The organism is Pseudomonas sp. gcc21 (assembly GCF_012844345.1).
Lineage (GTDB): Bacteria > Pseudomonadota > Gammaproteobacteria > Pseudomonadales > Pseudomonadaceae > Halopseudomonas.
This window is the reverse complement of the sequence record NZ_CP051625.1, coordinates 3944740-3958766: the sequence shown is the minus strand read 5'-3', so window position 1 is coordinate 3958766 and position 14027 is coordinate 3944740. Positions and strand designations below refer to the sequence as shown.

Below are 14027 nucleotides of genomic sequence, written 5' to 3'. Positions count from 1 at the left end.
TATACAACTTACTCTTATCGATGCTGTACACCTCAAGGGCAGGAACCATGCTTTCGAGCACCGTCATCACCCGCTCGCTCATGTCGCCATACAGCTCGTAGTTGCTCGAGAAAGCGAGGATGCCGTGCTGGCGCAGCACGTCCCTGATCTGAAAATACGGCGCGCCCATCTTCAAGAAAGGTTTGGCATCAGCGGACCGGGCGATCACGCAGCCGTCGTTATTGCTGAGCACAACGATGGGCGTCTTCATCAGGTCCGGGCGAAACACCCGCTCGCAGGATGCATAAAAGGAATTGCAATCGATCAGGGCAATGCTGCGCTCAGCCATGATTGCCGTGCCGCCGTATGCTGTCCGTGACTACGCCCCAGATCAGCAGCTCATCGCCTTCAAGGATGTACCGGGGTGGATAGCGGGGATTCTCCGAGCACAGCACCAGCTGCCCGTTTTGCACAGTAAAGCGTTTGACGAAACTGTCACCATTGATCGCTGCGATGACGATATCGCCGTGCCTTGCCGTCAGGGCCCGGCTGACCACCAGAACATCGCCATCAAAGATGCCCGCCCCGATCATGCTGTCACCGTGTGCGCGCACCAGATAAGTATGCGGCGCATCGATATCCAACAAGGTATCCAGAGAAATCGTTTTCTCCAGATGATCCTGAGCCGGGCTCGGAAACCCGGCGGGCACCCGGGCCGAAAAGAACGGAAGCTCGACCGCCGAGCTTCCGATGGGAGCAAGAATAACTGCTTCGCTCATGGCGCATGCCTTTGCTTTTTACTGGATAGATAAACAGTATACGAGCAAAAACGGCGAGGCAATATGACCCTTTCCGTATCCGGACAGCCGGACTACGGAGAAGTCGCGCACAAAGAGAAGCCAGCACCGCACACGCTTCGCCCCGGGCGGCGTATATTGCCGGGACGCTCCAGTGCTTGCCCGAAAGCCATATCGGTTTTACCCGCTCCCCCAGCGCTTGACTGTGCTTAAGCGCCTGCTTTTGTTGGACATCCCCACTTCTGCTCTCGTATGCTCCCCGACATCAACCAGGACGCAGCACGCCGGCAACGGAACGCCTGCCGCCCGCTTTTTCCGGCCTGCTTACGCATGCACTGCGCGCAGTCCGACGCACCCCTCGCAAAGCCGAAACACATGAGCAAAAAAGCCGCATCCAGCAAGAAAACAAAATCCTTCGAACAGACGCTCTGGGACACCGCCGACAAGCTGCGTGGCACGGTTGAGTCATCCGAATACAAGCACGTGGTGCTGAGCCTGATCTTTCTGAAGTTTGTCAGCGACACCTTCGAGGCGCGCAGGCAGGAGATGATCGATGAGGGCCGAAGCGCCTACGTAGATATGGTCGACTTCTACACCATGCGCAACGTGTTCTACCTACCTGAGCAGTCGCGCTGGTCATACATTCAGCAGCACGCCAAGCAGGATGACATTGCGGTCAAGATCGACACCGCGCTGCATACCGTCGAAAAGAGCAATCCGTCGCTGCGCGGCGCATTGCCGGACAACTATTTCTCCCGCCTGGGGCTGGACGTCAGCAAGCTGGCGGCGCTGATCGACTCGATCAATAACATCGACACCGTCGAAGACAACGAGCAGGACGTGGTCGGCCGGGTGTACGAATATTTTCTCGGCAACTTTGCCGCCACCGAGGGCAAGGGCGGCGGTGAGTTCTATACGCCCAAATGCGTGGTCAACCTGATTGCCGAAATGATCGAGCCCTACCAGGGCAAGATCTATGACCCGTGCTGCGGGTCGGGCGGCATGTTCGTGCAGTCGATCAAGTTCATCGAGAACCACCAGGGCAACAAGAAAGACATATCCATCTACGGGCAGGAACAGACCGCCACCACCTACAAGCTGGCGAAGATGAACCTGGCCATTCGCGGTATCGCCGGCAACCTGGGCGACGTGCCTGCTGACACCTTCTTCAAGGACCAGCACCCGGACCTGAAGGCCGATTTCATCATGGCCAACCCGCCATTCAACCTGAAGGAATGGCGCGCCAGCAACGAGCTGACCAACGACCCGCGCTGGGCCGGCTATGAAGTACCGCCCACCGGCAACGCCAACTACGCCTGGATACTGCACATGCTGGCCAAGCTCAGCGAAAACGGCGTCGCCGGTTTTGTATTGGCCAACGGCTCCATGAGCACCAACACCAGCGGCGAAGGGCTGATCCGCCAGAAGCTGATCGAGAACGACCATATCGACTGCATGATCGCCCTGCCCGGCCAGCTGTTCTACACCACGCAGATTCCCGTATGCCTGTGGTTCATGACCAAGAACAAGCGCGCCCAGCAGTTCAATGATGGCCGCAAACACTTCCGCGACCGCCAGGGTGAAACCCTGTTTATTGACGCCCGCAACAAGGGCAGCATGATCGACCGCACCCACAAGGAACTCACCACCGACGACATCGCCGACATCGCCCGCACCTACCATGCCTGGCGTGGCGAGTTTGACGGTGAGACTGTGTATGAAGACGTACCCGGCTTCTGCAAATCCGCCACGCTGGATGAGATCAAGGCCAACGACTATGTACTGACACCCGGTCGTTATGTCGGCGCTGCGGACGTGGAAGATGATGGCGTGCTGTTCGAGGAAAAAATGGCCGAACTAAGCCAGACCCTGTACCGGCAGATGAAGGAATCGGCGAAGCTGGATGCGGTGATTCGGCGGAACCTGGAGGGGTTGGGTTATGGGGAATGAGGATTTTAAGCATTGCAAGGTAGAGGATATAGCTCTCGAATTGGGCGATGCCCCCTTTGGGTCGAATCTAAAGACCTCTGACTACACTGACCTAGGGGCTCTAGTCGTACAGGGTAAAAATATTCAAGGACGGCGCTTCGACTGGTCTGACACTCGACACGTTTCGCTAGAAAAATACCATTCCATTCCAAGGAGCCATTGTTTTATCGGAGATTTGATTTTCCCGAAAGTTGGCACAATAGGCAAGGTCGGTGTGCTTACCCCACGCCAAGGGGATGAGCATTATTTGCTATCAACGAACACTATGAGATTACGAGTCAACGCCGCCAAGGCTGATCACCTCTTTGTTTACTATTACTTTACGTGGCAGCGAACGGTAGATTTGATTCATGCGATGAATTCTAAATCTGTTCAGCCCGTATTCAACTTTACAAGTCTCAAGAGTTTTCCATTAGAGCTGCCACCTCTCCGTGATCAAGTGAAAATCGCGTACATGCTCAGCACCCTCGACGACAAAATCGAACTCAACCGCCAGATGAACACCACGCTCGAAGCCATGGCGCAGGCGTTGTTCAAAAGCTGGTTTGTGGACTTCGATCCGGTGATCGACAACGCACTGGCAGCCGGCAATCCGATTCCCGACGAACTGGCCGACCGCGCCGAACGCCGCGCCAAGGCCGCACAGCTGCAATCGCCCGAACACCCCCACACCCTACCCGCCGCCATCCGCCAGCAGTTTCCAGATCGCTTTGTGTTTACCGAAACCATGGGCTGGGTGCCGGAAGGATGGAAGCATGGTCGACTCTCAGAGTTCACTCAGATCATTTCGAAAGGAACAACGCCTAGCAAGTCCGCTGTAACTTTAGCGCCCGACAAACCTGAGATTCAGTTTTTGAAGGTGCGAGATATTAGCGATAACAATGAAATAAACATCGATGGGTTAGAAAGAATTTCTCGGAGCATACATGAAGGAGTTCTTAAAAGATCGATCCTCAAAGAAGGGGATATATTGTTTTCTATAGCGGGAACGATCGGGCGGACCGCGATAGTCACTCACGAGTTAAATTATTCGAATGCCAATCAAGCTTTAGCATTTATAAGACCAACCTCAAAAACGACTTGTCATTATATTCACCAAACTTTGAAATCAGAGCAGATCAAAGACATCGTGCACTCCAGAACAGTCCAGGCGGTTCAAGCCAACTTCAGCTTGAGCGAGCTGGCAAGTATTCCTATTTTGGACCCTGGAACTTATATTCTCGATGCGTGGCATGGCCATACATGTTGCCTTTTCGAAAAGACTGCGCGATTGAGAGAAGAATCACGAGGGCTCGCTAAGCTCCGCGACACCCTCCTTCCCAAACTCCTCTCCGGCCAACTGCGCATCCCCGAAGCCGAACAGCTGCTCGCCGAGGTGATCTGATCTTGCGCAAGGTCGCGGACGACAGATTAGAGCGGGAGTAGGATATGCCACTGCAATGGCAGGTTCATACGCCTCAGGCGGGTGATCGGTTTCGCCACAGCGAACCCAATCATCATGCACTAACGAGGCAGGACAGCCGATGACCACCGACAAGCAGATCGAAATTTACCAGATCGACGACAATCAGGTAGAAGTTCAGTTATACAGCGACACCCTTTGGGTCAGTCAGAGCCAGATGGCTGAACTATTTGCTACCTCGACTGACAACATCAGCCTCCACCTCAAGAACATCTTTAGCGAGCAGGAGCTGGATGAGCCTGCAACTACCGAGGATTTCTCGGTAGTTCGCCAGGAAGGCAAGCGGCAGGTACGTAGAAGTCTCAAGCATTACAACCTCGATGCCATTATCTCAGTGGGCTACCGTGTGAACTCCACCCAGGCCACCCGATTCCGCCAATGGGCTACGCGGGTTCTGCGGCAATACCTGACGCACGGCTACGCATTGAGTCAAACCCGCTTCGAAAAAAATGCCCCCGAACTGGAACAGGCGCTGAAGCTGATTCAGAAAGCCGCACAGAGCCCCGAGCTGAGCGGCGATGCCGGGCGCGGGCTGGTAGACATTGTCTCGCGCTATACCCAGACCTTCCTGTGGTTGCAGCGCTACGATGAGGGCTTATTGGAAGAGCCCGACGGTGAGTCCGGCGGCAAGTTGCCCAGCGCAGATGAAGCGATGGCAGCGCTGGGTGAACTCAAGCAGCAACTGATGGCACGCGGTGAAGCGACGGCCTTGTTCGCCCAGGTGCGCGAAGCTGGACTGGCCGGTATTTTCGGCAACCTGGATCAGAGCGTATTTGGCGAACCGGCCTACCCTACCGTGGAAAGCAAGGCTGCGCATCTGCTCTATTTCGTGGTGAAAAACCACCCCTTCGCCGACGGCAACAAGCGCAGCGGCGCCTTTCTGTTTGTAGACTTTCTGCACCGCAACGGCAGACTACTGAATACCAGCGGCCAGCCGATAATCAACGACACCGGCCTGGCGGCGTTGACACTGCTGGTTGCCGAGTCCGACCCGAAACAGAAAGAAACGCTGATTCGCCTGATCATGAATATGCTGAGCACCCCGACCTCTGCCGCCAGGTAAGCCTCCAGCGATTCGCGAGTTTATGCCAAGAGGAAAATCAATACTTTGGGTATGACTATCGTGGAAAAAGTAAACTCGATACGATCAGTACCGCAGGATTATTGTTTCTGATGCTGACACGGGACGCCCACAATTCACCTTCATTTACGGGACTCAGACTGCGTTAAACGTTTAGACACTAGCCAGACGATCAACCATATCAGGGTACTACTCGACCAGCTTTATCAGCAGCGACGCCTGGGCGTTCGGCTTGGACTTGTCCTGCTCCCAGTTGCGCAGCGTCTCAGCACTGGTTCGTATGCGCATGGCGAAAACCCGTTGTGACATCTTCATTTTCTTTCTCAGAGCGACGATCTCTCAGCCGTCACCTCGGGCGCGGGCCTGCCTGCGACAGTCACCGAATAAAAACTGGGATCAGATGAAAATTTTTCACATCCGCCGTTACCTCGGGCGCGGGTCGGTTTTCGACAGTCACCTGAGCAAGGGGATTTTGCCTCCCGCTGCGCCGCCATCTCATCGACGCCCTGCATCATCTCGTCGAACAGATTGCGCTTGTTTATTGAATACCTCGCTTGTCAAGACCACGAAACGGTGCAAAAGCCCCCACTCATATGTAGGCATCAACAAAGTAGAGACAAAAAGAAAAGTCGAGGTTAAAGCACTTCCAAACAGAATACGGCAGGCGTGACAATCCGTGTGCGTTCGATGTGCCCACGTTGCAGCAGGCCTGCGCGCCGATCACCGGTGACCAGATAATCCGCTTCACCTGCCAGTGCCATGGCCAATAAGAACGAGTCATCTGGATCCGTGGCTTCGACCTCAATTTTCAGTCGCTCCAGCACTACTGCTCGCTGCAGATTGTTAATCATGGCTCCAACTTTGGCAGGCTGAAGAACGTTCTGGAGCTTGGGGTAGCGGCTTGCTCTACGGATTTCATCGAGCTGCGCCTGCGAGGTGACCATCTCGAATCGCGCCGCTCGCCAGGCGCGATAAATCGTATCAGGTGCGCCGTGGGGAGAAATCAGAGCACTGAACAGGATATTTGTATCCAACACCACCCGCATCAGCGTTCACGTGCCCATTGGAGCGCTTCATCAATCGCCTCGGCCAATTCTGCCTCACTCAAATGCGAGTTCGAGGCCTTAGCTTGCTCCGCAGTCAGTTCCAGTATGTGTGCTTGCACTGCCTCCTCGATGAAACGAGATAGATCACCCTTCCGACCGCCGCCTTGGCTGGCCAGAAACATACGAAGGGACTGATCCGTGTCAGCCGAGACAGCTACGTTCCAGCGAACGGTATCCATCGAACTCTCCCAAATGTGTGTTTATGCGCTTATGTGTTTATACATCGATCATAGATAGCCATTCAAGCTTTTGGCCGCGCAGCGAATAGCCAATTTGATGAGCCCGCCGCAGCGCAGTTACCTGCTGTACGTTGGAAGCTGATGAATATAGAAAAGCTCGCAACCAATGCAGCCCGCCATCAACAACAGATCGCCCTGCTCGAATCTGTATCGAACCAATGGCTGACCGGTATTCAATAGCGCCAACGTTTGGCCGCTGGGGGCAATGCTGGCACTATTGGGCGAGATGTTGACCGAAACTGCCGTCATTGAGGAAGGGAGTACCCGATGAGTTTCAACGAAGCCAAGCTGGAGCAGGCAATTATCGATTTGCTGGCGCAGCAGGGTTATCCGCACTTCACTGGCGACAGCATCCGGCGCGCCAGCAACAGCGAAGTCCTCATCAAGGATGATCTGCGCCAGTTTCTGGCTACGCAGTATGCTGCCGACAACATCACGGCGAGCGAGATCGAATCGGTCATCCAGCAGCTAGACAGCCTGCCAGCGCTGGATCTGTATGACTCCAACAAGACCATTCACAAGCGCGTGGCAGACGGTTTTCTGCTCAAGCGCGAGCACTCGCAGCACAGCCAGAAAGACCTCTACATTCAGCTGATCGACTACAGCGGCCTGCCCGAACAGCGCGTGCCGATCGAGGGCGAGGTAGAAACTCTGGTCGTGGAGCCCCGCGCGGATTACCACACCGGCAATATCTATCGGCTGGTCAATCAGCTCGTCATCGAAGGCACCGAGAAGCGCATCCCCGATGCGATTCTGTATATCAACGGCCTGCCGCTGGTGGTGTTCGAGTTCAAGAGCGCTGTGCGGGAAGACGCGACCATTTTTCAAGCCTGGGAACAGCTGACCAGGCGCTATGTGCGCTCCATTCCCGAGCTGATGAAATACAACGCCCTCTGCGTGATCAGCGACGGGGTGAACTCGCGCATGGGCTCGGTCTTCGCGGCTTACGATTTCTACTACACCTGGCGCAAGGTCACGGGTGACGAGAGCATCGAGCAGGATGGCATCAACGCTCTGCACACCATGATCGAGGGGCTGTTTCACCCGGATCGCTTGCGCGCGGTGATTCGGCACTTTATCTACTTCCCGGACGTGTCCCGCAAGCAGGAGAAAATCGCCTGCCGCTACCCGCAGTTCTACGCGGCCAACAGGCTGTACGAGAACATCCGCCTGCACCGCAAGCCGCTGGGCGATGGTAAAGGCGGCACCTACTTTGGCGCGACCGGCTGCGGCAAGAGTTACACCATGCTGTTTCTCACCCGTCTGCTGATGAAGAGCGTGGAGTTCGGCAGCCCGACCATTGTGCTGATCACCGACCGTACCGACCTGGACGACCAGCTCGCGGGCCAGTTCACCAACGCCAAGAATTACATTGGCGACCAGACGGTGGTCAGCGTGGAAAGCCGCGCGCATCTGCGTGAACTGCTCAAGGGCCGCAACAGCGGTGGCGTATTCCTGACCACCATCCACAAGTTCACTGAAGACACGGAGCTTCTGACCGAGCGCACCAACGTGATCGTTATCTCGGACGAGGCGCACCGCAGCCAGGTAAATCTGGACCAGAAGGTGCGGGTGACCGACAAGGGCGTTAAGCGCACCTTCGGTTTTGCCAAATACCTGCACGACTCGCTGCCCAATGCCACCTATGTGGGCTTCACCGGTACGCCGATTGACGCGACGCTGGATGTGTTCGGCGAGGTAGTCGATAGCTACACTATGACCGAGTCGGTGAAGGACGAGATCACCGTGCGCATCGTCTACGAAGGCCGCGCCGCCAAGGTGCTGCTGGATAACGAGAAGCTCAAGGAAATCGAGGCGTATTACGCCCAGTGTGCCGAAGACGGCACCAGCGAATACCAGATCGAGGAAAGCAAAAAGGCCAGCGCCAACATGAGCGCCATCCTCGGCGACCCGGATCGCATCCAGGCGCTGGCCATCGACTTTGTGCACCACTATGAAAAGCGCGTGGCAGAAGGCTCAACGCTCAAGGGCAAGGCGATGTTCGTGTGCAGCAAGCGCGAGATCGCTTATGCCTTCTGGCAACAGGTGGTGGCGCTGCGCCCCGAGTGGAATGAGGTGCTGGCGGCCGAGGAAGGCGTCGAGCTGACCGAGCAGGAGCGCAAGGAAATCAAGCCGATGGAGCGGATCAAGATGATCATGACCCGCGGCAAAGATGATGAGAAAGCGCTTTACGAAATGCTCGGCACGCAGGAATACCGCAAGGAGCTGGACCGCCAGTTCAAGAACGCCAAGTCCAACTTCAAGATCGCCATCGTCGTCGACATGTGGCTGACCGGATTCGACGTGCCTTTCCTAGATACCATGTATATCGACAAGCCGATCCAGCGCCACAACCTGATCCAGACCATCTCCCGAGTGAACCGCAAGTTCCAGGGCAAGGAAAAGGGTCTGGTAGTCGACTACATCGGCATCAAGAAGCAGATGAACCTGGCGCTGGCGCATTACAACAAGGCCGACCAGCAGAACATCGAAGAGATCAACCAGTCGATCATCGTGGTGAAGGACCACCTGGATCTGCTCAACAAGCTGTTTCATCAGTTCGACGCCCGCCTCTACTACACCGGCAGCCCGCTGGAGCAGCTCAACTGCCTGAATAGGGCGGCGGAGTATGCCCAGATCACCGACAAGATAGAGAAGCGCTTCATGGCGTTGGTGAAACGCCTGAAGGCGGCCTATGACATTTGCTGCGGCTCGGAGGGCGTCAGCCAGGGCGAGCGCGACCAGATCCATTTTTACCTCGCAGTGCGCTCCATTGTCTTCAAGCTGACCAGGGGCAACGCGCCGGATATCGCGCAGATGAATGCGCGGGTGCGCGAGATGGTCGCCGAGGCGCTGAAGGCAGACGGCGTGGAGGAAATCTTCAAGCTGGGCGATGACGGCGCGGGCGAGATGGATATCTTCGACGATGACTATCTGGCGAAGATCGAGAAGATCAAGCTGCCGAATACGCGCATCAAGCTATTGCAGCAACTGCTGGCCAAGGCTATCGAGGACTTCAGGAAGATCAACAAGGCCAAGGGCGTGGATTTTGCGGAGCAGTTTCGCAGGCTGGTGGATCATTACAATGAGCGCAAGGACGATACGCTCTATGTCGGCGAAGTCTGGGACGACATTACCAACGAGTTCGTAGACCTGATTCATGCTCTGAAAGACGAGCAGCAATCCTATGCCGACCTCGGAGTGGATATTGAGGAAAAAGCCTTCTACGACATCCTCAAGAAGCTGGCCTTCCAGTACAACTTCACTTACCCCGAAGACAAACTGCTGACCCTCGCCACTGCAGTGAAGAAGGTGGTGGACGACAAGGTGCGCTACACCGACTGGAATCAGCGGGCAGACATAAAAGCTGAGTTGAAGGTCGAGCTGATCCTGGTGTTGGCGGACCACGGCTACCCGCCGGTGGCCCAGGATGAGGTGTACAAGGAGATATTCGAGCAGGCGGAGAACTTCAAGAAGCATCGGGCAGTGTTAACCGCAGGCTAGTCACGGCCCGTGCATGAGACATAGGCATCCCGCCATTGCTCTGCGGGAAGCCGATCCGATGACGATTTTCCAGCAGCCAACGCGGGCTGCCTGAACGCTTGTCATGGGAACGCTCGGCCTGCCTTCCGCAACACGCCTGCCCAGAGGGCGAGCGTGTACAGCCAACCCCTAAATGTTCTCCTGTGGTGATTGCCTGCGAAACTGAGCGAGACCAGCCCTCACGCTATGCCCCTTAATTCCCGCGCAGCCGCGACCATATTCTCCAAGGCTGGAAGAACTTCCTCCCATCGACGGGTCTTCAGGCCGCAATCGGGGTTAACCCACAGGCGTTCGGCCGGTATGCGTTCCGCCGCTTTGCTCATCAACGCCACCATCTGTTCCTTTGTCGGAATGTTCGGGGTATGGATGTCGTAGACCCCAGGGCCAATCTCGTTGGGGTAGTGAAATTCCTCGAACACGTCGAGCAGCTCCATGGCGGAACGGGAGGTTTCAATGGTGATCACGTCGGCATCCATACGTGCAATGTCCCGGATAATGTCATTGAACTCCGAGTAGCACATGTGGGTGTGAATCTGGGTGGTATCCCTGACGCCGTTTGCGGTAATGCGAAAGGCGTCCACGGTCCAGTCCAGATAGTCCTGCCACTGGGAACGTCGCAGGGGCAGCCCCTCGCGCAGGGCCGCTTCGTCAATCTGGATGACATTGACGCCGGCGGCTTCGAGATCCAGTACCTCCTGGCGGATTGCCAGGGCTAGCTGTAGCGCGGTGTCGCGCCTCGGCTGGTCGTCGCGCACAAAGGACCAGTTGAGTATGGTCACCGGCCCGGTGAGCATACCTTTCAGCGGCTTGTCTGTGAGAGAGCGGGCGTAGACGGTCCAGTCTAGAGTCATGGAGCTGGGGCGCTGGACATCGCCGTACAGGATAGGTGGTTTGACGCAGCGCGAGCCGTAGGATTGTACCCAGCCAAAACGGGTGAACAGATAACCTTCCAGTTGCTCACCGAAATATTCCACCATGTCGTTGCGCTCGGCCTCGCCATGCACCAGAACATCAAGCCCCAACTTCTCCTGTTCCCGCACCGCACGTTCGATCTCTCCTTTCATGGTGGAGACGTAGAGTTCGTGGCTGATTTCCTGTTTACGGTAGGCCAGTCGCGCTTTACGGATATCGGTGGTTTGCGGAAAGGAGCCGATGGTGGTGGTCGGGTAGCGTGGCAGCTGCAGCGCGACGGCCTGTCGCTCGGCCCGTACAGGATAAGGGCTCCGACGCTCGCCCAGATCGGAGGTGATGGCCTGAACCTGCTGTTTCACGGTCGGGTTATGGACGCGCGTGGAAGCCCTCCGGCTGGCGATGGCGCGGGCATTGGCCGCCAGTTGTTCGGCCACCGCATCGGTGCCGTGGTTGAGGGCGGATCGCAGCAACCGGAGCTCGTCCAGCTTCTGGACGGCGAAGGCAAGCCAGCTGCGAATTTCCGGGTCGAGTTCGGTTTCGAGTTCCAGATCTACCGGAACATGAAGTAATGAACATGAGGCAGCGAGCCACAGGCGATCCCCCAGCCTTTCGTGAATAGGGGCCAGCCACTCCAGCAAAGCATTCAGGTCGGTCTTCCAGATATTGCGACCGTCGATCACTCCCAGGGACAACACTTTATGAGACGGCAGCCAATCGACCAGCGCGTTAACCTCCTGCCGGCCGCGAACGGCATCCACATGCAGACCGGCGACCGGCAGATTGCAGGCTTGCTGTAGATTTTCGCCCAGCACACCAAAATAGGTGGTCAGCAGCAATTTCGCGCGGCTACCTTTCAGATGGTGGTAGGCGGTTTCGAAGGCCAGCTTCCAGTCGGCGTCCAGCTCAGTGACCAGGATGGGTTCATCCACCTGCACCCAGTCCACGCCTGAATCAGCCAGTTGCTCCAGCAGCTGCCCATACACGGGAAGGAGGTTCTGCAGGAGTTGCAATCGGTCATAGCCGCTCCGGGCCTTGCACAGCCACAGGTAGGTGACCGGGCCGATGATCACCGGCTTGGGTGTGACACCGGCGCTGCGGGCCTCGGCAATCTGGTCCACCAGCCGTTGGCTGTTGAGCAGGAAAGCGGTATCGCCGCAAACTTCGGGGACAATATAGTGATAGTTGGTATCGAACCACTTGGTCATCTCGCCGGCCGCGACGCCGGAACAACCGCAATCTGCGGGGGAACGGCCCCGTGCAACGCGGAAATAATGATCCAGCTCGGTGCCCTTTAGCTGCCTTACGCGCTCCGGAAGGTGGCCGAGGGTAAAGCTCATGTCCAGCACATGGTCGTACAGTGAAAAGTCGCCTACCGGTACCAGATCCAGGTCTGCCTGGATCTCCCAGTTCTGCGCCCGCAGCGCGGCGGCCGACGTCAGCAAATCATCCGCGGTAGTGTTCTGCCTCCAATAGTCTTCAAGCGCGAACTTCAATTCCCGGCGGGTGCCGAGGCGGGGAAACCCGAGGTTATGTGCCTTTGCCACAGTGATGCTCCTGTTAAACGGTAACGGGGATGAGCATAGCGGCGGTATCTCATGACGAAAAATGGTTAAATATCACCAGTCCATGACACAGATTCATAATTAATCATGATCGAACGAAGCCACCTCAAAATATTGCGGGAAATAGAACGTCAGGGCTCGCTTACCGCCGCCGCCCGCGCACTGCACCTGACCCAATCTGCCCTTAGTCATAAGATCACCCGGCTGGAGCAGTTACTGGGCACCCCCCTCTGGCTGAAGGAAGGTCGTGGTCTGAAGTTGACCCAAGCTGGCGATTATCTATTGCGCGAGGCCAACCGGCTGCTGCCCCAACTGGAGCGGGTAGATGAGCGCCTGTTGCAGTTCGCCCGGGGGGATCGGGGCGCACTCAATATCGGCATGGAGTGCCACCCTTGCTATCAATGGCTACTCAAGGTGGTGGATCCGTTCCTGGCCCGCTGGCCGGGTGTGGATGTGGACGTGACCCAGAAATTCCAGTTTGGTGGTATGGCGGCACTGTTCAACCACGATATCGACCTGCTGGTAACCCCGGACCCTATCCGCCGGCAAGGCATTCACTTCGTGCCAGTGTTTCCCTATGAACAGGTGTTGGTCGTCGGCCGTGACAGCCCGCTCGCCGGACTGGACTGGGTTACCCCCGACCAGGTGGCAACCCAGACCCTCTATACATACCCGGTGGCAATTGATCGTCTGGACATTTTTCAGCAGTTTCTGCTGCCCGCCAACTGCCTGCCCAAAAAGCATAAGGTGCTGGAAGCCACCGAGATGATGCTGCAGATGGTAGCCGCCGGCCGTGGGGTCGCGACGCTGCCATTGTGGCTGGTGGAGGAATACACCGAGACGCTGCGCATTGCCCCGGTGCGGCTCGGGGTGCAGGGTATTCACAAGCACATCAATCTGGGGATCAGAACACACGATCTGCATGACCAGCACACCCGTGCCTTTATCGAAATAGCCTCGCTAAGCGCCCGCGCGGGAGACGCCTGAAAGTCACGGTATTTTATGGTTGCCGACGAAAGCTTGGCTGTATATAGTGCCTATGTCCTTGGCGCACTACCATATATAGAGATATTAACGAGATCCCTTGGTAGTAGGGAATCCGGTGAGAATCCGGAACTGACGCGCAGCGGTATTGGGGAACGAGCGGGCAACACGACACTGGCTAACGCCGGGAAGTCGCCCGCGAGGCCGAGCCTGACCGGTTCACGCCCCTGAGTCCGAAGACCTGCCCTGGACAAAGTACTGCGCCTTCGCGTCCATAAGGTAAGCAGAGAACTCTTTGGCCACGAATGGTTTGTATCGTCGGTGCATCGCCCTGCCCTTCCCCTGGGATCGAGCAGGAGATCTGATCGCCGCG

Annotated in this window: 9 protein-coding genes, 2 pseudogenes and 1 riboswitch; of the genes and pseudogenes, 5 read left to right on the top strand and 6 right to left on the bottom strand. The window is 56.7% G+C overall.

Going from position 1 to position 14027, the window contains the following annotated elements; all coding sequences use genetic code 11:
• Positions 1-10: 10 nt before the first annotated feature.
• Together HG264_RS18325 and HG264_RS18320 are read right to left on the bottom strand one after the other, a co-directional pair.
• Positions 11-328 (bottom strand): annotated as a pseudogene (locus HG264_RS18325) (DNA polymerase V subunit UmuC); the annotation flags it as partial.
• Positions 321-758 (bottom strand): LexA family transcriptional regulator, encoded by a 438-nt coding sequence (locus HG264_RS18320; RefSeq protein ID WP_169408945.1) that lies wholly within the window; start codon positions 756-758, stop codon positions 321-323. The gene HG264_RS18320 and the pseudogene HG264_RS18325, both read right to left, overlap by 8 nt.
• A gap of 393 nt (positions 759-1151) precedes the next feature.
• Here HG264_RS18320 and HG264_RS18315 point away from each other — a divergent pair, with 393 nt between their 5' ends.
• The 3 genes from HG264_RS18315 to rhuM all read left to right on the top strand — a co-directional run bounded on the left by HG264_RS18315 (position 1152) and on the right by rhuM (position 5290).
• A complete protein-coding gene (locus tag HG264_RS18315) occupies positions 1152-2726 on the top strand; it encodes a class I SAM-dependent DNA methyltransferase (RefSeq protein ID WP_169408944.1) in 1575 nt (524 codons plus the stop codon).
• A complete protein-coding gene (locus tag HG264_RS18310) occupies positions 2716-4149 on the top strand; it encodes a restriction endonuclease subunit S (protein WP_169408943.1) in 1434 nt (477 codons plus the stop codon). The genes HG264_RS18315 and HG264_RS18310 overlap by 11 nt, the downstream gene beginning before the upstream one ends.
• A gap of 139 nt (positions 4150-4288) precedes the next feature.
• Entirely contained in the window at positions 4289-5290 is a 1002-nt protein-coding gene (gene rhuM, locus HG264_RS18305) for a RhuM family protein (protein WP_169408942.1), read from the top strand.
• 207 nt (positions 5291-5497) lie between these two features.
• Here rhuM and HG264_RS18300 read toward each other — a convergent pair.
• The 3 genes and pseudogenes from HG264_RS18300 to HG264_RS18290 form a co-directional block, all read right to left on the bottom strand.
• Positions 5498-5673: pseudogene (locus tag HG264_RS18300) on the bottom strand (helix-turn-helix domain-containing protein); the annotation flags it as partial.
• A gap of 270 nt (positions 5674-5943) precedes the next feature.
• Positions 5944-6354, bottom strand: a complete 411-nt coding sequence (locus HG264_RS18295) for a putative toxin-antitoxin system toxin component, PIN family (RefSeq protein WP_169408940.1) — start codon at positions 6352-6354, stop codon at positions 5944-5946.
• Complete coding sequence (locus HG264_RS18290) at positions 6354-6593, bottom strand: ribbon-helix-helix domain-containing protein (protein WP_169408939.1); 240 nt, start codon at positions 6591-6593, stop codon at positions 6354-6356. Before HG264_RS18290 ends, HG264_RS18295 begins: the two co-directional genes overlap by 1 nt.
• Before the next feature lie 327 nt (positions 6594-6920).
• On the opposite strand from HG264_RS18290, the gene HG264_RS18285 reads away from it, so the two are divergent.
• Positions 6921-10157, top strand: a complete 3237-nt coding sequence (locus HG264_RS18285) for a type I restriction endonuclease subunit R (RefSeq protein ID WP_169408938.1) — start codon at positions 6921-6923, stop codon at positions 10155-10157.
• 218 nt (positions 10158-10375) lie between these two features.
• Here HG264_RS18285 and metE read toward each other — a convergent pair whose 3' ends face one another.
• A complete protein-coding gene (gene metE, locus HG264_RS18280) occupies positions 10376-12652 on the bottom strand; it encodes a 5-methyltetrahydropteroyltriglutamate--homocysteine S-methyltransferase (RefSeq protein ID WP_169408937.1) in 2277 nt (758 codons plus the stop codon).
• Positions 12653-12757: 105 nt separating this feature from the next.
• On the opposite strand from metE, the gene HG264_RS18275 reads away from it, so the two are divergent.
• A complete protein-coding gene (locus HG264_RS18275) occupies positions 12758-13657 on the top strand; it encodes a LysR family transcriptional regulator (protein WP_169408936.1) in 900 nt (299 codons plus the stop codon).
• Between the two features lie 73 nt (positions 13658-13730).
• Positions 13731-13918: riboswitch (cobalamin riboswitch) on the top strand.
• Positions 13919-14027: the final 109 nt, after the last annotated feature.

Excerpts from the sequence above, each read along its gene's own strand:
- HG264_RS18320 (WP_169408945.1), bottom strand. The coding sequence starts at position 758 with ATGAGCGAAGCAGTTATTCTTGCTCCCATCGGAAGCTCGGCGGTCGAG.
- HG264_RS18315 (WP_169408944.1), top strand. The coding sequence starts at position 1,152 with ATGAGCAAAAAAGCCGCATCCAGCAAGAAAACAAAATCCTTCGAACAG.
- HG264_RS18310 (WP_169408943.1), top strand. The coding sequence starts at position 2,716 with ATGGGGAATGAGGATTTTAAGCATTGCAAGGTAGAGGATATAGCTCTC.
- rhuM (WP_169408942.1), top strand. The coding sequence starts at position 4,289 with ATGACCACCGACAAGCAGATCGAAATTTACCAGATCGACGACAATCAG.
- HG264_RS18295 (WP_169408940.1), bottom strand. The coding sequence starts at position 6,354 with ATGCGGGTGGTGTTGGATACAAATATCCTGTTCAGTGCTCTGATTTCT.
- HG264_RS18290 (WP_169408939.1), bottom strand. The coding sequence starts at position 6,593 with ATGGATACCGTTCGCTGGAACGTAGCTGTCTCGGCTGACACGGATCAG.
- HG264_RS18285 (WP_169408938.1), top strand. The coding sequence starts at position 6,921 with ATGAGTTTCAACGAAGCCAAGCTGGAGCAGGCAATTATCGATTTGCTG.
- HG264_RS18275 (WP_169408936.1), top strand. The coding sequence starts at position 12,758 with ATGATCGAACGAAGCCACCTCAAAATATTGCGGGAAATAGAACGTCAG.